18 protein-coding genes are annotated in these 19,509 nt (G+C 69.6%); 17 read left to right on the forward strand and 1 reads right to left on the reverse strand.

Translation table 11 applies throughout. The features are described 5' to 3' along the window. Positions 1-83: 83 nt before the first annotated feature. The 9 genes from AC1ROC_RS18225 (at position 84) to AC1ROC_RS18265 (ending at position 9,246) form a co-directional block, all read left to right on the forward strand. The gene (locus AC1ROC_RS18225) at positions 84-1,460 is read left to right on the forward strand and encodes a PulJ/GspJ family protein (protein WP_493001808.1); all 1,377 of its coding nucleotides are present in this window, start codon (positions 84-86) and stop codon (positions 1,458-1,460) included. Between the two features lie 8 nt (positions 1,461-1,468). Continuing rightward, on the forward strand, positions 1,469-2,110 hold the full coding sequence (locus AC1ROC_RS18230; RefSeq protein ID WP_168690057.1) for a type II secretion system protein: 642 nt from the start codon (positions 1,469-1,471) through the stop codon (positions 2,108-2,110). Then, a complete protein-coding gene (locus tag AC1ROC_RS18235) occupies positions 2,107-3,993 on the forward strand; it encodes a hypothetical protein (protein WP_493001809.1) in 1,887 nt (628 codons plus the stop codon). The genes AC1ROC_RS18230 and AC1ROC_RS18235 overlap by 4 nt, the downstream gene beginning before the upstream one ends. Beyond that, positions 3,990-4,835, forward strand: coding sequence for a prepilin peptidase (locus AC1ROC_RS18240; RefSeq protein ID WP_085368834.1), 846 nt, complete (start codon positions 3,990-3,992; stop codon positions 4,833-4,835). The genes AC1ROC_RS18235 and AC1ROC_RS18240 overlap by 4 nt, the downstream gene beginning before the upstream one ends. A gap of 19 nt (positions 4,836-4,854) precedes the next feature. Continuing rightward, complete coding sequence (gene pilM, locus AC1ROC_RS18245) at positions 4,855-5,904, forward strand: type IV pilus assembly protein PilM (RefSeq protein WP_085368833.1); 1,050 nt, start codon at positions 4,855-4,857, stop codon at positions 5,902-5,904. After that, positions 5,901-6,710: a hypothetical protein gene (locus AC1ROC_RS18250; protein ID WP_085368832.1), complete on the forward strand. Its 810-nt coding sequence runs from the start codon at positions 5,901-5,903 to the stop codon at positions 6,708-6,710. Before pilM ends, AC1ROC_RS18250 begins: the two co-directional genes overlap by 4 nt. 2 nt (positions 6,711-6,712) lie before the next feature. Beyond that, positions 6,713-7,432 carry a hypothetical protein gene (locus AC1ROC_RS18255; protein ID WP_143465684.1) on the forward strand — a complete coding sequence of 240 codons (720 nt, stop codon included), beginning with the start codon at positions 6,713-6,715 and terminating at the stop codon, positions 7,430-7,432. 105 nt (positions 7,433-7,537) lie between these two features. Next, positions 7,538-8,710, forward strand: a complete 1,173-nt coding sequence (locus AC1ROC_RS18260; protein ID WP_085368830.1) for a hypothetical protein — start codon at positions 7,538-7,540, stop codon at positions 8,708-8,710. Between the two features lie 47 nt (positions 8,711-8,757). After that, positions 8,758-9,246: a DUF6121 family protein gene (locus tag AC1ROC_RS18265; protein WP_493001810.1), complete on the forward strand. Its 489-nt coding sequence runs from the start codon at positions 8,758-8,760 to the stop codon at positions 9,244-9,246. Between the two features lie 19 nt (positions 9,247-9,265). Here AC1ROC_RS18265 and AC1ROC_RS18270 read toward each other — a convergent pair whose 3' ends face one another. Further along, positions 9,266-13,753, reverse strand: coding sequence for a type VII secretion EssC family protein (locus AC1ROC_RS18270; protein ID WP_493001811.1), 4,488 nt, complete (start codon positions 13,751-13,753; stop codon positions 9,266-9,268). Positions 13,754-13,865: 112 nt separating this feature from the next. Here AC1ROC_RS18270 and AC1ROC_RS18275 point away from each other — a divergent pair, with 112 nt between their 5' ends. The 8 genes from AC1ROC_RS18275 to rpsG all read left to right on the forward strand — a co-directional run bounded on the left by AC1ROC_RS18275 (position 13,866) and on the right by rpsG (position 19,408). Continuing rightward, the gene (locus tag AC1ROC_RS18275) at positions 13,866-14,189 is read left to right on the forward strand and encodes a hypothetical protein (protein WP_493001812.1); all 324 of its coding nucleotides are present in this window, start codon (positions 13,866-13,868) and stop codon (positions 14,187-14,189) included. A gap of 9 nt (positions 14,190-14,198) precedes the next feature. Then, positions 14,199-15,608 (forward strand): putative T7SS-secreted protein, encoded by a 1,410-nt coding sequence (locus AC1ROC_RS18280; protein WP_085368826.1) that lies wholly within the window; start codon positions 14,199-14,201, stop codon positions 15,606-15,608. A 34-nt stretch (positions 15,609-15,642) separates the two neighbouring features. Then, the gene (locus tag AC1ROC_RS18285; RefSeq protein ID WP_493001813.1) at positions 15,643-16,269 is read left to right on the forward strand and encodes a hypothetical protein; all 627 of its coding nucleotides are present in this window, start codon (positions 15,643-15,645) and stop codon (positions 16,267-16,269) included. Further along, positions 16,266-16,868: an alpha/beta fold hydrolase gene (locus AC1ROC_RS18290; protein ID WP_493001814.1), complete on the forward strand. Its 603-nt coding sequence runs from the start codon at positions 16,266-16,268 to the stop codon at positions 16,866-16,868. The genes AC1ROC_RS18285 and AC1ROC_RS18290 overlap by 4 nt, the downstream gene beginning before the upstream one ends. Then, entirely contained in the window at positions 16,865-17,755 is an 891-nt protein-coding gene (locus tag AC1ROC_RS18295) for a hypothetical protein (RefSeq protein ID WP_493001815.1), read from the forward strand. The genes AC1ROC_RS18290 and AC1ROC_RS18295 overlap by 4 nt, the downstream gene beginning before the upstream one ends. 124 nt (positions 17,756-17,879) lie before the next feature. Beyond that, the gene (locus tag AC1ROC_RS18300) at positions 17,880-18,176 is read left to right on the forward strand and encodes a WXG100 family type VII secretion target (protein ID WP_085368822.1); all 297 of its coding nucleotides are present in this window, start codon (positions 17,880-17,882) and stop codon (positions 18,174-18,176) included. A gap of 387 nt (positions 18,177-18,563) precedes the next feature. Then, a complete protein-coding gene (gene rpsL / locus AC1ROC_RS18305) occupies positions 18,564-18,938 on the forward strand; it encodes a 30S ribosomal protein S12 (RefSeq protein WP_055787040.1) in 375 nt (124 codons plus the stop codon). Then, complete coding sequence (rpsG, locus tag AC1ROC_RS18310; RefSeq protein ID WP_055894744.1) at positions 18,938-19,408, forward strand: 30S ribosomal protein S7; 471 nt, start codon at positions 18,938-18,940, stop codon at positions 19,406-19,408. Before rpsL ends, rpsG begins: the two co-directional genes overlap by 1 nt. Positions 19,409-19,509 lie beyond the last annotated feature (101 nt).

The following is a 19,509-nucleotide window of genomic DNA, read 5'->3' on the forward strand; positions in this document are numbered from 1 at the left end:
CCCCCCCACTCCCTCCCCCCCCCCCCCCCCCCCCCCCCCCGCCTCCCCTCTCCCAGACACCCGACCCAGGGAGGTGAACCCCCGTGCTCCACCCGCTCCGCACCACCGAGACCCGCGAGTCGGGCTTCACCCTCATCGAGGTCCTGATCGCGATGATGGTCTTCGGCATAATCTCCGTCCTCGTCGCATACTCCCTCACCCTGTCGATGACCCTCACCCGGTCGTCCAGGGCCAACGAGGTCGCCGCCAACCTGGCCGCGCAGCAGGTCGACATCGCCCGCTCCGCCAAGGACGTCTTCTCCGTCGTCAGCGGCACCGTCACCCAGACCATCGACGGCACGCAGTACACGATCACCAAGATCGCCGGGTGGGTGACCAGCACCGGCACCGTCGCCGATTGCGGCACCAGCCAGGGCATCCTGCAGAACAAGACCCTCAACGTCTCCGTCTCCTGGGGCGGGATGCGCCCGGGCACCAAGCCGGTGCAGGCCAGCACGCTGCTCGCCCCGGCCGGCCCGGTCAATGATCCGGCCTCCGGCACGATCCTCGTGCACGTCACCAACGCCAGCGGAGCCGGCGTCGCGAACATCCCGATCACCGCCAAGCCGGACGCGACGATCACGCCGAACACCGCGGCCACCATCACACCGGGGCCGCCGTCCACCGACGCGGACGGCTGCAGCTACGCGCTGAAGGTGACGCCCGGCGCGTACACCGTCACTGTCGGCAAGGCGGGGGACGGCTCGATCAGCAACTCCCAGGTGCAGGTGCCGACCGTCAAGGTCTCGGTCGTGGCCGGGCAGTCCGCCGTGGTGGAGATGCAGTACGACAAGGCCGCGACCCCCGTGCTCACCCTGGCGGCCGCTGGAACGCTCATCCCGACCAATCTCCCGATGACATACATTCCGCAGTCGGACCCGTACACCACCGTCCCGACGATCACCGGGGTGACGGCCACCACGCCGCTCTTCCCGTTCGGGTCCGGGTATCAGGTCTTCGCGGGCGCCTTCATGTCGACCGGGGCGCAGCCCACCTGCCTGTCCGTCGACCCGCAGCAGTGGACGCAGCAGAACGCGGCCGGGCACGTCGGTTCGCGAGCGGCCGCGATCCCCGCTCCCTCCGGGACGAGTGCGGCGGTCGTCGCCATGCCGGTGGTCTCCATCGCCGTCTCCGGCAAGTGGCTAGTCGCGAAGAGCGCAGTGGCAGCATCCACTGTCGGCGACCCCGGATGCGCGACAGCCACCACCGCGAGCGTCATGACCCTGACATACCCGAAATCGGCGGGCAACGCGGCGGTCATCGCCCTGCCGTACGGCACGTGGATGGTCTACGCACTCAGCAACCAGGGCGACGCGCTGACGTCGTCCGCGCTGGTCGACGTCTCCAAGATCACCCGCCCGGTCGGCAGCCCGCCCGCGACGAGCGCCAACATCTTCACCCTCGATCCGAGGCTGCCATGATCCGCCGGGTGCGCCGCGACCAGGGCCTCACGCTGGTGGAGCTGCTCATCGCCATGGGCATCGCCGCGCTCATCGCCACGCTGGCCGGCTCGCTCTTCGTCGCGAGCACCCACAGCGTCAGCCTCGCCCAGTCGATCGACAACGGCACCCGGCAGGGCTCCAACGGGATGAACGAGATGGCCCGCATGGTGCGCGCGGCCACCCCGAATCCGCTGACCAACCCCACGCCGGGCGGCGCGCAGAACGACCCGGCCATCATCACGGCGACCGCCACGACCATCCAGTTCTACGCCTACGTCAACCTGACGGGAGCGGAGAGCCCGGTCAAGGTGCAGTTCGCGGTGGTCAACGGCCTGCTGGTGGAGAGCCAGTGGAACGCGACGACCACCACGCCCGGCGTCAACGGCCATTGGGACTTCAACACCAGCCCGACCCCGAACCTGAAACGTACCCTCTGCGGTTCCATCCCGGCCGGCAGCGTGGTCTTCACCTACCGCGACGCATCGGGCGCCCCGCTGACCCTGCCGATCACGACCCTGTCCGCCATCGCCTCCATCACGATCAGCATCACGATCCAGCCGACCGGGGCCGCCAGCGCGGTGACCCTCACCAACTCGGTCGGGATGTCGAACATCGGATCGGGGTCGTGATGCGCGCTCTGCTCCGCAGCAGGCTCGGCGCCGCGTCCTCCGATCGCGGGGTGGCGCTCGCCATGGTGATCGGCATCGGGTCCGTGCTGCTGCTGCTCGTGACGCTGACGATGACGTTCTCCGTCTCCGGCATCGTGCGCGCGGACCACGACAAGGACTGGGATGCGGCGATGTCGGCCGCGTATGCCGGGATCGCCGAGTACCAGGGCCGGCTCACCAACGATCCGAGCTATCAGCAGTACGGCAACCCCGCATCCAAGTTCACCATCGCCAATGGCTCGGCGGGGACCGTCGCGCTCCCGTCCGGGAACAACAACCCCGCCTTCGACGTCGCTGCCGGCGCGCGCTGGGCCGCCGTGCCGCTCAGCGAGGGCCTTCCGGCGAACGCGGCCTTCCGCTACGAGGTGGACAACTCGAAGTATGCGAGCACCGGCGTCCTGCACGTGCGCGCCACCGGCCTCGTCGACACCGTCACCCGCAGCGTGGTGGCGAACATCAAGCAGACCGGTTTCACGAACTACGTGTACTTCACCGACTACGAGATCCTCGACCCCCAGCTGAACTCCAAGTCCTGCACCAAGGCGTACGCCTGGCAGTCCACGACGGCACGCACCTCCGGCTGCCTGATCAACTTCATCACCGGTGACACCCTCGACGGCGCCGTCCACTCCAACGACACCCTCAACATCTGCGGTGGCACGTTCAAACAGCGGGTGAGCACGGCGAACCCGAACAGGGACTCGTCCGGCAAGCTCTACAGCGCGAACAACTGCCCGTCCGGCAGCACCACTCCGGTGTTCAACGCCGGTGCCCCAGGCAACGCCGCCCTGATCACGATGCCGCCACCGCAGCAGCAGCTCGACCAGGTGCGCACCGACATCCAGGGCAAGGTGCCGAAGCCTGGCTGCCTGTACACCGGTCCGACCAAGATCACCTTCAAGCTCGTCGGAGGCGTGGCGAAGATGAACGTCATCTCGCCGTGGACCAAGCAGACGCAGGTGGTCGGCAACCCGGCCACCGGTCCCGGCGTTCCCGCGAACCCGGCGTTCTGCGGCAAGCCGGGTGACCCGACGAAGACGTCGAACACCGGCACGCTGTCGGACACGGTGAACGGGCAGGACATCACGATCGACTCGACGTCTCAGCTCTACAACAACCTGATCTACGTGCAGAGCATCCCCACCGCGACCAGCGACCCGAACTCGTGGGCGTCGAACAAGTCGCCGAACGGCAACACCTTCAAGTGCGTCGGAGCCGACACGACTTCGTCGGGCAACGGGCTGGGCTACCCGCTCAAGTACGAGGTGGTCGCCACCGCCGCCGGATACTCCTGCACGGCGGGCGACGTGTTCGTCCAGGGCACCATGCACTCGGCCATCACGATCAACGCCGACCACTTCGCCTGGATCACCGGCAAGCTCGTCTACTCGGATGCCGCCCACGACATCCTGGGGCTCGTCGGCGCCGGGGCGGTGTGGGTGTACAACCCGCTCGTCTGCACCAGCCCGAGCAACTGGACGAGCGGCAGCTGCAACGCCGCCTCGTCCCCGATCACCTGGGAGGCCTCGTCGTCGAGCACGAGCTGCGCCCGCACGATCAACGCGGCGATCCTCTCGAACTACCACAGCTTCGAGGTGCAGAACTACGACTCCGGCGACCCGTACGGCTACCTCTGCGTCACCGGTTCCATCGCCCAGGAGTTCCGCGGCCCGGTCGGCCAGGGCAGCGGGTCGAGTGGCTTCCTCAAGCGCTATAGCTACGACACCAGGCTGCTCAATTCCCCTCCGCCCAAGTTCCCGACCCCGCGCACCACCTCCTACGACGTGACCACCGAGATCGAGGTCGCCGTCGCGTACCGCTCGAACGGAGGCCCGACCTCATGACCGCCGCCGTCGCCATCGCCGCCGTCGGGTTCGTCGCCGTGTTCGGCCTGCTGATCGGCTCTTTCCTCAACGTGGTCGTCTACCGCGTGCCGGCGGGCAGGTCGATCGTGTCGCCGCCGAGTGCGTGCGGAAGCTGCGGCACCGAGATCAAGCCGTACGACAACATCCCGGTGCTGTCGTGGCTGTTCCTCGGCGGCAAGTGCCGGTCGTGCCGCAGCGGGATCTCGGCACGGTACCCGCTCGTCGAGGCGGCGACCGGGCTGGCGTTCGCGTTCGTCGCCTGGTGGTTCTGGGCCGGGCCGGGCTCCGTGCATCCGGTGGGGACCGCATCCACGGTCGCCGCCGTGCTCGTCGTGGTCGCGTTCCTCTATCTCTCCGCCATCAGCATCGCCCTCGCGCTGATCGACCTGGATGCGCACCGCCTGCCGAACGCGATCGTGCTCCCCTCGTACGCGGTGGGGGCCGTGCTGCTCGGTGCCGCCGCGCTGCTGAACGGCGAGCCCGGTGTGCTGGTGCGGGCGGTCGTCGGCGCCGCAGGACTGTTCGCCGTCTACCTCATCCTCGCGATGATCGCACCCGGCGGGATGGGGTTCGGCGACGTCAAGCTCGCGGGCGTCCTCGGCCTCTTCCTCGGCTTCCTCGGCTGGGGCGCTCTCGTCGTCGGCGCGTTCGCCGCCTTCCTGCTCGGCGGCCTGTTCGCCACCGCGCTCCTGGTCTCGCGCCGCGCGCGCCGCGGGTCCGGCATCCCGTTCGGGCCGTGGATGCTCGGCGGGGCCTGGATCGGCGTCCTCGCCGGCAACGCAGTGTGGGGCGCCTACCTGGCGCTTCTCGGAATCGCATAGAAGAGCTCAAGGAGATCGAATGGCTACGAGCATCGTCGGCATCGACGTCGGAAGTTCGACCGTTCGCGCCGTGGAGGTCGCCGACCCGGCCAAGGCGCGGCCGACGCTGCTGCGCCACTTCGAGGTCCCGTTGCCGGAGGGCGCCGTCAGCCGCGGAGAGGTGCTCGAGCCGAACACCGTCGCCGCGAGCCTCAAGCGGCTCTGGCAGCAGGGCGGCTTCAAGAGCAAAGACGTGGTGCTCGGGATGGGCAACCAGCGGGTGCTCGCCCGCGACCTCACCGTGCCGCGGATGTCGCGCACCCGCATCAGGGAGGCCCTCCCGTTCCAGGTGCAGGACATGCTGCCCGTGCCGGTCGCCGAGGCGCTGCTCGACTTCTACCCGGTCTCCGAGGGCATGAGCGACAACGGCCCGGTGGTGAACGGCCTGCTCGTCGCCGCCGTGAAGGAGGCGGTGCTCGGCAACGTGAAGGCGACGCAGCTCGCCGGGCTGACCACGGTGGATGTGGACCTCATCCCGTTCGCGCTCAGCCGCATCCTGATCAGCAGGGCCAGGATCGGCGGCACCGTCGCCCTGATCGAGATCGGCGCGAACACGACGAGCGTCGTCGTGGTCACCGACGGCGTGCCGCAGTTCGTGCGCATCATCCCGGCAGGGGGAGCGGAGCTGACCCAGGCATTGAGGGAGGGGCTCGGCGTCGAGCTCGGCGAGGCCGAGCGCATCAAGGCGACGATCGGCCTGGCCAAGCAGGTGACCACCATCGAGGAGCAGCAGGCGGTCGAGATCATCTACCGCGTGACCAGCGAGCTGCTCACCAGCCTGCGGAACACGGTCAGCTATTTCGTGAACACCCGCCCGAACAACCCGGTCAGCGGGCTCGTCGTGACGGGAGGCGGAGCCCAGCTGCCCGGCCTCACCGACGCGCTGAGCGAGATGACCAGGCTGCCCGTCGCCGTCGGCGACCCTTTCCACGCCGTCGCCCTCTCGCGGAGTCTCAACGCGGATGCGCTTCGGCAGAACCGGTCGGCGCTCACGGTGGCGCTCGGCCTCGCACTCGGGAGCGCAGCATGAGTATCACGACGAGGCGCTCGGACGCCCAGGAGACGGAGCAGCTGCCGACGGTCGCTCCGGCGACGAAGGGCCGCAGGGCGCCGAAAGCGCCCAAGAAGCCCACAGCCCCGGCCGAACTCAAGGCCACCAGAGCGTCCGCGCCGAAATCCGCCGGCCGCGCGGAGAGCATCGACATCGGCAGCGAGCCGCGCGTCGACCTCCTGCCGCCGGAGGTCAGGGCCGAACGGAAGAACAGGAGCACCCGCCGCGGTTTCGGCTGGGGAGTCCTCGCCGTGCTGCTCGCCGTCGTCCTCGCCATCGGTGGGGCGTTCGTCTACAACGTCGCGGCCCAGGCCAGGTTCCTCGGAGCCCAGCTCGCCACCGCCGACCTGCTCACCCAACAGCAGAAGTTCACCGGCGTCCGGGATGTGCAGAAAGAGGTCGCGCTCGCCCAGGCGGCGCAGCGGGTGGGCGCGTCCACCGAGATCGACTGGAAAGCGCTGCTCGACCAGGTGGGCGCCGTGCAACCGGCCGGGGTCGCCCTCGACACGGTCGCGGCGGACTCCGCGTCGCCGCTCGCGATCTACCAGCAGTCTCCCGACCCGCTGCAGCTGGCCAGGATCGGGACCGTCACCACCGTCAGTTCCAGTCCCACCATCCCCGACGTCACCGCCTGGGTGCGCGAGCTGGAGAAGATCCCTGGCGTCGCGGACGTGGTGCCGAGCATCGGTTCACTCGACACGACGACCGGTCAGTACAAGGTCACCATCACCCTCCATGTCGACCAGACGCGCTACGCGAAGCGCTTCGAGCAGAAGGGCAAGTGATCATGGACAAGACCAGACTCTGGATGATCGGCTCCGTCATCGTGATGGTCGCCCTCGTGGCGCTCGGCTGGGTGGTCGGCATCCAGCCCCAGCTCGACCAGGCCGCCGCCGCTGACACGCAGACCGCGCAGGTCGACCAGACCATCACAGCGAACACCGCCGTGCTCGACCGGCTGAAGAAGGACTCGGCGAACCTCCCGGCGCTGAAGAAGACGCTGGCATCACTCGCCGCCTCCGTGCCGACCGAGTCAGCCAACGCGGCGTTCATGGACGAGCTCAATGGCTTCGCAGCGGCGAACGGCGTGGTGATCTCGGGCTGGGCGATCGCGGACGGGCAGCCGTACGCAGCCCCGGCAGCACCGGCGGCCCCCGTCGCCTCCACCGGCTCGTCCGCCGCCTCGACGGCCACCCCGTCGCCGTCGGCGACGCCGACCCCCGCTCCGACGGCCACGGCTGCGCCGGTCCCCGTCGCCGGGATGCCGCCCGTCGTCAGTCCCCTCATCACGGCCCAGAACTTCACGGTGGTGCCCGTCAGCTTCACCGTGACAGGCGGATACACCAACGTCGTGGCGTTTCTGCACGCCGCTCAGACCGGCCAGCGGCTGTTCCTGGTGGACGGCTTCTCCTCCGGTCCAGCATCCGGCGGCACGGGCGTCGACGCCAAGATCAACGGCTACACATACGTCCTCACCCTCCCGAAGGCGGCCGCAGCGCAGAAATAACCACTCCGCCCGCTCACCGCCAGCCCTCCCTGGACTTCCTTCACCCCGTTGCTACAGTGGGCAGCACTGACGGATGCCCGACCGGGCCGATCGAGGAGTGGCACCATGAGCGAGACGCCGGAATCTGCGCGGAACAACGGCGCAGCCGCGGAGCCCGCGGGGGAGAATGCGCCGACCACGGCCGGAACGGCGCCGGCGACGGCCCCCGCCCAGACTGCAGCGGCAGAGCCCGCAGCAGCCGAGCCCGCAGCGACCGAGCCCCGCGACACCGACCCTGAGGTCGTCGACCCGCCGTCGAGCCCGGTGTCTGCGCGCGGCCACGTCAACCGACCGGATGCGCCTGCCGCAGACGCACAGGAGGCCACGGCCACCGAGGTCCCCGCGACTCCGGCCCCCAGCACTCCCGCCAAGGTCACGGAGCCGGAGCCCGTCGTCGCGACCGATGACGACATCGCCGCCGCCGTCGCCCGCTCGCACACCGGAGACGTGCCGGCGGCCGCCGCAGCCGGAACGGCCACGGTGGACACCGCATCCCCCGCCCAGTCGGCCACGCCCGTGATCGTCGCGGCAGAGGCGGCCACCGCCGCCCAGCCCACCACCGGGCAGCCGACCGCCCAGCCCGTGGCAGGAGAGGCCACCTGGGCTCCCGAGCCCGGCGCAGCTCCGGCCCCCGGGTACGCGCAGCCGGTCACGCCGATCTACGTGCAGCGCCCGGAGCCGCCGAAGAAGAAGAGCAACAGGGGCTTCGGCATCCTGATCGCGCTCGTCGGCACGGTCGTGTTCGCGGTGCTGTGGGTGATCGCCGTCGTGCTCGTCGGCTACGCCCTCACCCCGACCGACCAGTTCGCCGAGTCGCTGTCGCGCTTCTTCCTGTCGCAGTCCGCCGGGTGGGTGCCCGTGGTGGCGTTCTTCGTCGGCATGGTCGTCCTCATCCAGATCATCAACCGCGCCCGCTGGTGGGCCTACATCCTCGGTGGCCTGTTCGTGGCGCTGTTCGTCTACTTCGCGTACGTCGGGGCGTCGCTGGTCGACCTCCACGTCTGGACGCTCACCGCCAACGAGGCCGTCGTGGTCGTTCAGCGTCTCTGGGTCGCCCCGTTCGCGGTGCTCGCCGGTGTGATCGCGCGCGAGATCTCGATGTGGACGGGTGCGTGGCTCGCAGCGCGCGGCCGCAAGCTCAAGATCCGCAACGCCGAGGCTCAGGCCGCATACGACCAGCAGCTCGCCGACGCGCAGAACCAGGCCGTCGCCGCGTACGCCACGCCGCAGGGGTACTGACCGGCGCGCAGCGCCCTGCGTGACTCCAGTGATGCGTGACTCCACTCATGCGTGAGTATCGTGCGTACGCAGCCGTCCTGTCGGCCTTCGCCACGTTCCTCTACCTGGCGCTGGTGGTCGCCGCCTTCGGGCTGATCTCGCTGGCGACGAACACGGACGTGATCGCCGACCCGGACATCGGCCCGCTCGTCGGACCGATCATGACCGGATGCGCGACGCTGATGCTCTTCGTGTTCCTCCTGGTGATCGGCACCCGCGTCCCGGCGGAGAAGCAGCGCATCTCGCCGGGCGTCGCGCTGGCCGTCGGGTTCGCCTGCTACTTCGTGTTCATCGTCGCGGGAGGAGTCGCCGGGGCGGCGGGCGACCCGTCGCAGCCGTTCGCGTACGTCCTGTTCGCCGTCGGGCAGCTGGGCAGCATCTACGCGATCACGGTCGGCATCGCCGGGTTCGTCGTCACGCTCATGTACCAGCTCGTCCTCGTCGGCCGCTTCCAGCAGCGCGGTCGCCCGCGCTGGCCGTGGGAGAAGGAGAAGTAGCGGGCACCCGCGCCTCTCTCTACTCCCCGACCAGCGGCACCTGCACGCGCGCGAAGCGACCTTTGGCGATGTAGACCCCGCGCCCGGGCGGGAACTCGGAGCGGTTCAGCCTCGGCAGCGGCGTCTTGAGCAGCAGGTCGCCTTCGACCGAGTCCGGCTGCAGCAGCAGACCGCGGCGGCCGTTCTTCACCTCGCCGAGCAGCGGCCACGACGACCCCCACGCGCTCGACTCCGCCTCGGCGACCAGCAGGTGGTCGCTGCGGCGCACGGCGCGCACGAGCTCGACGATGGGGGAGTCGGCCGGCGTCTGCAGGAAGTCCCCGATGCTCTCCACGATCACCGCGATGCGCCCCTCCGTGTCCGGGTCGGCGACGGCGGCGACCAGGTCTTTCGCCAGCGCAGCCGCGGTCTCCGGCGTCGTCGCCGCGTCTGTCCAGTGGCTCGCCCGCCCGAGCGCCGACCGCGCGTTACCCAGGTAGTAGAGCCGCGCGTGCGGGTCGAACCGCAGCACAGAGGCCGCGAGCGCCGCCAGCGTGGTCGACCGGCCGCTCGCCGGAGGGCCTGCGACGAGCAGCGTTCCGGCGGGCTCGAACCCGAACGGCCCGAGGTCGAGGTCGCTGACCCCGAGCACCGGCGCCCCGTCGTGCGACGGCGGGAGCGTCTCGATGGCGAACTCCTTGGGCAGCGAGCCGATCGGCGGCGTCTCCTGCGCCCCGGCGCGCACCATCGCCTCGGCCAGGCGCGTCGTCGCTGCGGACTGGTCCGACACGGATGCGCTCCCGCCCAGCACCGCGAGCTGCGTCTCGTAGCCGTCGACGATCGCGCGCCCGGGAGGGGAGGACGGGCCCAGGATGTCGCTCGGCACGTCGAGCATCCCGTAGCCGTCGTCGGCGAGCCGCAGCACGACGGAACGCTGCACGAGCGACCGGATCGCGGTGGGGACGGCGCCGGCGCGGTCACCGGTGAGTGCGACGTGCATCCCGAGCTGGCGGCCGTCGCTGAGGATGTCCTTGAACACGTCGTACCATTGCGAGCGTCCCGCCGGGATCTCGAAGTCCTCGCGGAAGTTCGGGAATCCGTCGATCAGCAGCAGGATGCGCGCCTCGTTCTGGCGCCCGGTGAGCCTGCGGTATTCGGTGATGCTGGAGGCGTTCGCCTCCGCGAACCGCGGCCCTCGGGTCTCGAGTTCCTCCTTGAGCATCCGGAACAGCCGGATGATGCGCTCGGCGTCGTCGCCGGGGATGACGGAGCCGACGTGCGGCATCTTCTCGAGCATCCGGAGGCTGCCTGCACCGAAGTCGAGCGCGTAGACGCGCACGGGGCCGCCGCGCGGGGTGATCGCCGCGGACGAGGCCAGTGTGCGGAGCGCAGCGGACTTGCCTGCGCCGCCCGTGCCGTAGATGGCGATGTTGCCGTCCACATCCGGCTGGAAGTACACCGGCAGCTGCTGCTGCCTGTCCGGCACGTCGCTCACGCCGAGCAGCAGCTCGGCGTCCGTGCGCTGCCGCAGCAGCCCGAGGTCGTAGACGGCCGCCAGCTCGTCCAGCCAGGGACGCCGCGGCGACGGGATGCGGGCCTCGCCCTGCGCCCGCACGATCGAGGTCACGAGGCGCTGCTGGTCCGTCGGCCCGAGGTCGCGCTCCTCCTCGCGGCCGGAGCCCTCCTCCTCCCAGCGGATCTCGCCGCCGAAGCGCAGTTCCGCGACCTCGACGCCCGCCCGCTCCGGCTCTCGGCTGGTCCAGCCGCCCGCGTACGCGGACTGGAACGGGGCGAGCCTGCCCGGGCCGGTCTTGGCCATGCCGCGCCCGGGGATGGCCGGGTCGAAGTGGGCGGCGTCCGAGACGCCGACAACGTCCTGGCTGTCGGACTCGTCCGCCATCCTGAGCGCGATGCGCAGGTTGGTGTTCGCCCGCAGGTTGTCCTTGATCACGCCGGCGGGGCGCTGGGTGGCCATGATGAGGTGGATGCCGAGCGATCGTCCGCGCTGGGCGATGTCGACCACGCCGTCCACGAACTCCGGCACCTCGCCGACGAGCGCGGCGAACTCGTCGATCACCAGCACGAGCGCGGGAGGGCACTCGGGGTCGCCGCGCTTCTCCAGCTCCAGCAGGTCTTTGGCCTTCTTGCGGTTGAGCAGGTGCTCGCGGTGGTGCAGTTCGGCGCGCAGGCTTGTGAGAGCGCGGCGCACCAGGTGCGGGCTGAGGTCGGTGACCAGGCCGACGCAGTGCGGCAGGCTCACGCAGTCCGCGAAGGCGGAGCCGCCCTTGTAGTCGACGAACAGGAAGGTGACCCTGTCCGGGCTGTACTCGGCGGCCATCCCGAGCACCCAGGCCTGCAGGAACTCGCTCTTGCCCGCGCCCGTCGTGCCGCCGACGAGGGCGTGCGGGCCCTGGCTGCGCAGGTCGAGGTGCATCGCATCCACGCCGGCGGAGCCGATGATGGCCCGCAGGGTGCCCGCTCTGCGCTTCACCGGGCGCGCGCCCGACCGGTCGTGGATGGAGGCGTTCTGCCTCCAGCGGTCGATGACGGCGCCGGACGACTCGGTCAGGTCGTGCCCGAGCAGACTGACGAGCGAGATGCTGCGCGGCAGGTCGCTGGCGTCGGCGACGAGCGCGCCCGCGTCGATCACGGGGGCCATGCGCTTGGCGTAGTCGAGCGCTGTGGCGCGGTCGACGGGCTCGGTGACCACGTCGTCGATGGTCTCGCCGATGCGCACGAAGCCGACCGTCGCGCGGTCGTCCCGCTCCGCGTGCGCCACGTAGGTGCGGCAGACGGCAGGAAGCGCCGCGACGTCGGTGTCCAGCCAGATCGGGAAGACGCCGGCGTCGGCAGCGGCCTCCGCCAGCTGCACCAGACGCGGCCGGTCGATCGCCACGTCGCCGGAGATGACGACCACCACGGCGGGAACGGGGGACGGCGTCCCGTCGACGGTCTGCGACTTGCCCACCTCGGCCCCGCGCTCGATCGCGGCCCGCTCCTGCTCCATCGCACCGCGGCGCTGCGGGCCCTTCGCGCGGGCGAGCCGCTCCTCCACGAGCCCCTCGAGCGCGCTGAGGACGGTGGATGCGCTCGACGCGCTGTCCGCGAGGTGGCCCCCGGCGAGCGGGCTGTGCGGCGACGAGGTGTGCGGCATCCACTTGAGCCATTCCAGTTCCCGCGACCAGCGCGGGGAGACGAGGGCGGCGACCACGAGCTCTGCGGGGGAGTGCAGCGCCGTCAGCTGCACCAGGGTCGAGTTGACCGACCCGGCGATGTGCTCGGCCGGGCCGGCGATGCCGAGCGCACCGGACTCGAACAGGTTGTCGAACACGGGGACGTCGGAGACGCGCTCGTTGGCGTCGATGACCGCGTCCAGCCGTTCCTGGAACTCGACGATCATCTCGCCGCGATCGTTGCTCGCGATCGTGTTCCTCGACCGCATCGAGCCGATCCCGAGCTGCAGGTTGAGGAACGACCAGTGCTCGGGGCGCCTGGTCCAGAGCAGGGGGCCGCGCTGTACGGCGTCCGCGAGGGCCGCGTGCGTCGTCGGCGATTCGGCACGGCGGAGCTCGACCTCGCGGAGGCGTTCGGCGTCCAGCTTGGCGGTGAGCGCATCCAGCCGCTTGTCGAAGACCGCGATGGCCTTCTTGAGCTTGCGCTTGCCGCGGGTGCGCCCGGTCATATAGTTGCCGATGAGCATCACCGGGGAGAGCAGCACGAACAGCAGCGACGTCGGCTGGCGGGTGAGCGCGAACATCGCGCCGCCGAGCAGCAGCGGCGTGATCATCGCGAGCAGCGGGAAGGGCGGGTCGTCCTTCTCCGTGGGCACCTCCGGCGCCTGGAACACCTGGCCCGCGTACCGCTGCTCCACCCGCGGCGACCTGTTGAAGAAGACCGGCCCGGCCTTCGGCGCTGCAGCGGGGATACCGGACAGCCCGGACACCGCGATGCGCACCTCGGTGTCGCCGATCAGCAGGGTCTCCGACCTCCGCACGGTGAGGCGGGTCACGATGCCGCCGTCGACCACCACGCCGTTGGCGGAGCCGAGGTCGATCACCTCGACGCCGTCTCCGACCTCGAGGCGCACGTGCCGCTTCGACACCAGTGGGTCGTTGAGCACGATGTCGCAGCTGTCGTCCCTGCCGAGGAGGGCCGTTCCCGGCCGGAGCGGGAACTCACGCCCGGCGTCGGGGCCGGTGAGGATCTGCGCCGTCGCGACCGCCGGCGCGTCGCCGAGGTCGCTCGGGGCGTAGTACACCCCGGCGTCCGCCAGGCTGACCGTCGCCCCGCTCCCGATCCAGGCCTCGCCGATCGGCGCATCCGGTGGCAGCACGAGGGTCTCCGCCTGGCCGGGGATGGCGGCGCGGAGGGTCAGCGCCCTGTCGTCGGTGACCGGCCCTTCCCCGCCGCGCGGGTCGACACGCCGGATGCTCGCGGCGACTTCCGAGATGCTGGCTGCGGCGTCTGCGGTGACGACGATGTCATCGCCGGCACCGGATGGGCGGGAGAGCGTGAGTTTGAGGCGCACGCAAAGAACGATACCTATATACATGCACGTCACTGCATGGGGACTGCTCCCCATCGCCTCACCATGCCGTGCTCGGTAGGTTGGCTACAGCCTGAAAACGGAGGGGAACGTCATGACCGATCTGAAGCTCGACCTGGAACTGCTCGGACAGCTCAAGTCCGACCTCGAGGCCATCGTCTCCGAGTTCAAGGGCGCAGACGACTTCAGTGACGCCGTCGCGGACGCCACCGGCCACGACGAACTCTCCGGCCACGTGCGCGACTTCGCCCACAAGTGGAACGACAAGCGCAAGAAGATGACCGAGTCGGTGGAGAGCCTCTCCAAGTCCGTCGCGGGGGTCACGGACGGCTTCACCAAGGTGGACGAGGGGCTTGCCACCGCACTGGAAGACGCGGCGAAGTCGCAGGACTACCCGGCAGCGCCGGCGAAGAACTAGGAGACGCAGATGAGTGACGTCGAATACCAGCCGCTCAAGGGCGACCCGGACCTGGTGCTGTCCAAGGCGCGCCACTACGCCGAGATCGCCGACGCCATCCAGCGCTCGGTCACCACGCTGAAGAAGATCGGCGACGTCGACCAGATGGTCAGCAAGGCCATCGACGCGTTCCGCGACTCCGCCAAGGATGTCGCCGGAGACATCGACAAAGCCCACGACCGCTACCGCACGACGGCGGACGCCCTCATCACGTACTCGTCGTCTCTGCGCTCGGCCCAGGATGCGGCCACCACCGCCATCGCGCACATCGAGAGCAAGCAGGAGGCGGCAAACACCGCCAAGCACGCGGCGACCACCGCACAGCATGCAGCGGACACCGCGGCAGACGCCGACAAGGCAACGGCATCCACGGCGGCCACCAAGTCTCAGGATGCCGCCGACGCGGCCGACGCCGACCTGCGGGCGGCGCACGCGGAGTGGCACACAGCGCTGGATGCGAAGAACTCCGCCGCCGAGACCGCCATCGCCGCCATCGTCAACGTCGTCGACAAGAACAACCACGGCCTGAAGGACTCGTTCTGGGACGACTGGGGTTCCACCGTCTTCAGCATCTTCAAGACCATCTGCAAGTGGGCGGGCGTGCTGGCGATCTTCTTCGCCTGGGTGCCCATCCTCGGCCAGATCCTGATCGTGCTCGGCGCGATCGGCGCGATCATCGACCTGGTCGAGTCCATCGTCAAGGTCATCAACGGCGACGGCTCCTGGTGGGATGTCGCGTTCGCCGCCGTCGGCTGCGTGCTCACCCTGTTCGGCGGAAAGATCTTCGCGATGGTGGCCAAGAACCTCCGCGCCACCGCCATCGTCCGCACCGGCATCACCGACAGCCGCCAGCTGTCGCGGCTGCAGGGGGTCAGCAGGCACAGCACGGACTTCATGAGCGCCACCAAGGCCAACGAGGCCCTGAGCAAGCCGCTCTCCGACGCGTTCAAGTCCCCGTTCATCCGCACGGATGCGCAGAAGGCGGCGCTCACCGCGTTCCAGTCCGGCACCAAGTCCGGTCCAGAGCTCATCAAGGAAGCGGCGCGCGAGGCGTTCCCCGGCCTGAACCTCAGCATCAGCAAGGGCTTCGGCATCAACAAGGACCTGGTCGGCTTCTACAACCTGGCCAAGGCGGATCCGAGCCTGCTCACCAACGGCATGAAGTTCACCGCGGGGGCCGCGACCCTCTATCAGGTGCACAACACGGTCAAGGTGGTCACGGGCGCGGTCTCCGGCTTCACCAACAACCCGATCGGGCAGGCCATCGACACCGGTTCGTCGTTCGTCCCAGGCGACTACGACAAGATCGGCGGAGCGACGAGCAGCACGGTCGGCGTGGTCAAGGACGTCTGGAACGTCGCCAACAACGGCACGAAGTAGCGGGTAGGGTACCGGTGGGCGAAGGGGAGGCTCAGTGACGGCGAACGGAACACGGCGCGACATCGTCGACTTCAGCATCGGCACTCCGGAGCGCTGGTATCCGATGCCGCTCGCCGAAGCCTCGGACCCGGACTGGCCGGCGCACCTCGCCGCATCCCTCGTCGACGACCAGGGGATGCGCGCCAAGCTCGCCGACGAACTCGCGTTCGCGCGCTCGCGCTTCCGCGAGATGCGCAACCCGGCGATGACCGCGGCGGTCTGGATCCCGTACCCGGAGATCGGCCGGGCAGGGGCGGCACTCGTCTTCTCGCTCGCCCCCATCGAGCTGGTCGGAACGCCGGACCAGTACGAGGAGGCGCTCGCTGCTCCCGTCGTCGAGCCGGATTCCGGCCAGAGCTATTTCGCCGTGCAGACCTGGCGCTCCGCCGTGGACGCCGGCGAACTGGTCGGCTCGCACAACCTCATCGCCCACGCCCTCCCGGACGGCGGCGCCGAGCTGGAGGAGCGGGTCGTGGCGGTGGTCTACCCGCCGGACGCCGCACAGGTCGTGCAGTTCGTGGCGTCGGCGGAGAACCTCGGCGTGTTCACCGACATGGCCTCCGACGTGCAGGCGCTGGTCGCGACGCTCACGGTCACCCTCGCGGACAGGGTGGACGCATGACGTACACAGCCCGTTCCCCGCAGGGCTCGTACTCGATCATCCTCCCCGGCACCTGGGCCGAGATCCCGCTGGTCGACGAGGAGACCATGCGCGAGCGCATCCGGACCCTGGTGCTGCAGCAGGTCGGCCGCAACGACCGCCTGGCGCGGATGAGACGGGATGCGCGCGAAGAGCTGGTGAGCACCGCAGAGCGTGCGCGGGCCGCCGGCGCCACCGCGTTCTGGATGTCGCTCGAAGTCCTCCCCGGCATCCCGCTGCCCGCAGCCCTCATCGCACGCGACCGCGTCTGGCCGGAGGAGGTCGACGCCGAGCGCCCTCTCGCCGAACGGCTCGCCGCCGCGACACCGGGCGCGCAGCTCATCGAGCAGCGCACGGGACCGGTCGCCCGCATCCGGGAGATCGGCGAGGACGTGATCGGGGAGACGCGCGAGCCGTCCCTCTACCTCGAATACTCGGTGCCGTACCCGGCGGACGCCGGCCTGCTGACCATCAGCGTCTCCGCCCCCACCGCCCACGACCCCGAGCTGTACACGCTCTTCTTCGACGCGATCGTCGATTCCCTCACCTGGGCCGAACTGCAGACCGAGGAGGTCTCGTGACCGACGAACTGACCGAGGAGGCGCTCGCACAGCGCAGGGAGCGGGTCGCAGCATCCAACCGGGCGTTCGGGCGCGTGCTCAGCGTTGGCGGGGGCATCCTCGCCGCCATCGCGTTCGTGCTGCTGGTCGGCGGCGGTCTCGTGATGACCGCCGTAGCGGGAGGCCCGGACGACGGTTCGCTCGACGGCATCCGCGGCGTCGCCGCCGTCGCGATGGGGGCGACCCCCGGCGTGATCCTGCTGCTCGCGATGTGCGGCCTCGTCGCCGGGGAGCAGCTGCGCAGGGGAGCGATGAAGCGCAATCCGGCGCCTCCGGACACGGTCCTGCCGTCGGCGAGCATGGTGTCCCGGTTCCGCGTCCTCCCGGTCGGCTGGCACGTCTTCTGGATCGTCGTCGGCCTGCTGATCTCCGTGCTCCTCGTCGTGGTGCCCGTCGTGTCCTGGTTCACCGGCGGCTGGCCGGCGAGCGTCGGCGACGAGAACGACTTCTCGCGCTACTGGGTCATCTACGGCTCCATCGGCTTCGGCGTGACCGTCGCGGCGATCACCTCGCTCATCAAGAAGCTCTCCTACTACCGCGCGCAGGCCGCAGGAAAGGCGCAGCAGGGGGTGGATGCACCCGGCCGCCGGTTCTGGCGCTTCTTCGACTACCGCTGGCGCTTCGACCTCTGGCTCTCCGGCCTGGGTGGCGTGATCTTGGTGCTCGCGTTCACGCCGCTGTCCTCCGCCGTCGGCCCGACCTCGTCCAGCTCCGAACTCGCAGACGCGCTGCCCTGGACGCTCTCGTTCGTCGCGCTCGGCCTCGTGCTGATCGTCGCCGGCATCGTCTGCGCGACGCAGTTCTGGCGCGCAGGCGAGGAGCTGGGCTCCGGGGAGTCCGCCGCGTAGGGGATCGCCGGGGGAAGTGCATGGGGAGTGCTCCCCATTCCACTCCACCAGCATCCACGGATAGTTTGATATCACTGGTCGGCCGAGGGGTTGGCCTCTCGGACAACACGAAGGGAACGACATCATGGCAAACATGAACGTCACGTACGGCGAGATGACCGATGCCGCCAACCGCCTCATCTCGGGCAAGGACGACATCACCGCCAAGCTCCACGAACTGCAGAACCTGGTCAACGGACTCGTCAACGGCGGCTTCGTCACCGACCAGGCCTCGGGCGCATTCCACACCTCGTACGAGCAGTTCACCAAGGGCACGACCGACGCGGTGAACGGTCTCGACGGGATGTCGCAGTTCCTCACCAAGGCTGCTGACGCACTGCAGAACGTCGACAGCGAGCTCGCCAAGGGCATCGGCGGCTGAGTCTCGCCGCCTCCACCGCGAAGCGCGGGCATCCACGATGGATGCCCGCGCTTCGCCGTATACTCCCAGCGGGGAGATCACGGGCTGCAGACGCGCCGCGCGCACCCGCATCCATTTGACCGGGCGCTGCCCGCGAGCTAAGATTTATCGGGTGTGCGCTCTGTCGCGCGCTCGTCTGGTGCCCAGGAATGGCCACCGCGAGTGGGCAGGCACGTACTCATCCGATGGGCAGGACAACCGCACGGGAGTCCAGCCCCCACGGCATATCGATGACGAACACTTCTGAACGTCGATCGGTCCCCCTGAGAAAAGACACGCCCAGCAGGGCGTGCCCTGGCTCGGGGAAGCAACACCTGTCACCGTGCAGTCCATATAAGGAGAAGTTCAGTGCCAACCATTCAGCAGTTGGTTCGGAAGGGCCGCAGCCCCAAGGTCACAAAGACCAAGGCGCCCGCCCTGAAGGCCAACCCCCAGCAGCGCGGCGTGTGCACCCGCGTCTACACCACCACCCCGAAGAAGCCGAACTCGGCTCTCCGCAAGGTGGCTCGCGTCAAGCTTTCCAACGGGACAGAGGTCACGGCCTACATCCCCGGTGAGGGCCACAACCTGCAGGAGCACTCGATGGTGCTCGTCCGCGGCGGTCGTGTGAAGGACCTCCCCGGTGTTCGCTACAAGATCGTCCGTGGCGCGCTGGACACCCAGGCCGTCAAGAACCGCAAGCAGGCTCGCAGCCGGTACGGCGCGAAGATGGAGAAGAAGTAATGCCTCGCAAGGGTCCAGCTCCCAAGCGCCCCGTCGTCGCAGACCCGGTCTACGGCGCACCGATCGTCAGCCAGCTCGTCAACAAGATCCTGCTCGACGGCAAGAAGGGCCTCGCTGAGCGCATCGTGTATGACGCGCTCGAAGGCGTCGCCTCCAAGTCCGGTCAGGATGCCGTCGTCACGCTCAAGAAGGCGCTCGACAACGTCCGCCCGACCCTCGAGGTCCGCAGCCGCCGCGTCGGTGGCTCGACCTACCAGGTCCCCGTCGAGGTCAAGCCGCACCGCGCGAACACGCTCGCGCTGCGCTGGCTCACCAGCTACGCCAAGGGTCGTCGCGAGAAGACCATGACCGAGCGCCTCACCAACGAGATCCTCGACGCGTCGAACGGCCTCGGCGCCGCTGTCAAGCGTCGCGAGGACACGCACAAGATGGCCGAGTCGAACAAGGCCTTCGCGCACTACCGCTGGTAAATCCGGCTCGCTGGTAATCCCGGTTCGGGCATTACCACGCCGGTCCGGGTGTTGTACTCCATGGAGTGCCCCACCCGGGCCGGCACCCCTTCACCTTTCTA

The sequence above is a fragment of the Leifsonia sp. GW821-FHT13C05 genome (genome assembly GCF_058806515.1).

Excerpts from the sequence above, each read along its gene's own strand:
- AC1ROC_RS18240 (WP_085368834.1), top strand. The coding sequence starts at position 3,990 with ATGACCGCCGCCGTCGCCATCGCCGCCGTCGGGTTCGTCGCCGTGTTC.
- pilM (WP_085368833.1), top strand. The coding sequence starts at position 4,855 with ATGGCTACGAGCATCGTCGGCATCGACGTCGGAAGTTCGACCGTTCGC.
- AC1ROC_RS18250 (WP_085368832.1), top strand. The coding sequence starts at position 5,901 with ATGAGTATCACGACGAGGCGCTCGGACGCCCAGGAGACGGAGCAGCTG.
- AC1ROC_RS18255 (WP_143465684.1), top strand. The coding sequence starts at position 6,713 with ATGGACAAGACCAGACTCTGGATGATCGGCTCCGTCATCGTGATGGTC.
- AC1ROC_RS18260 (WP_085368830.1), top strand. The coding sequence starts at position 7,538 with ATGAGCGAGACGCCGGAATCTGCGCGGAACAACGGCGCAGCCGCGGAG.
- AC1ROC_RS18265 (WP_493001810.1), top strand. The coding sequence starts at position 8,758 with ATGCGTGAGTATCGTGCGTACGCAGCCGTCCTGTCGGCCTTCGCCACG.
- AC1ROC_RS18275 (WP_493001812.1), top strand. The coding sequence starts at position 13,866 with ATGACCGATCTGAAGCTCGACCTGGAACTGCTCGGACAGCTCAAGTCC.
- AC1ROC_RS18280 (WP_085368826.1), top strand. The coding sequence starts at position 14,199 with ATGAGTGACGTCGAATACCAGCCGCTCAAGGGCGACCCGGACCTGGTG.
- AC1ROC_RS18290 (WP_493001814.1), top strand. The coding sequence starts at position 16,266 with ATGACGTACACAGCCCGTTCCCCGCAGGGCTCGTACTCGATCATCCTC.
- AC1ROC_RS18300 (WP_085368822.1), top strand. The coding sequence starts at position 17,880 with ATGGCAAACATGAACGTCACGTACGGCGAGATGACCGATGCCGCCAAC.
- rpsG (WP_055894744.1), top strand. The coding sequence starts at position 18,938 with ATGCCTCGCAAGGGTCCAGCTCCCAAGCGCCCCGTCGTCGCAGACCCG.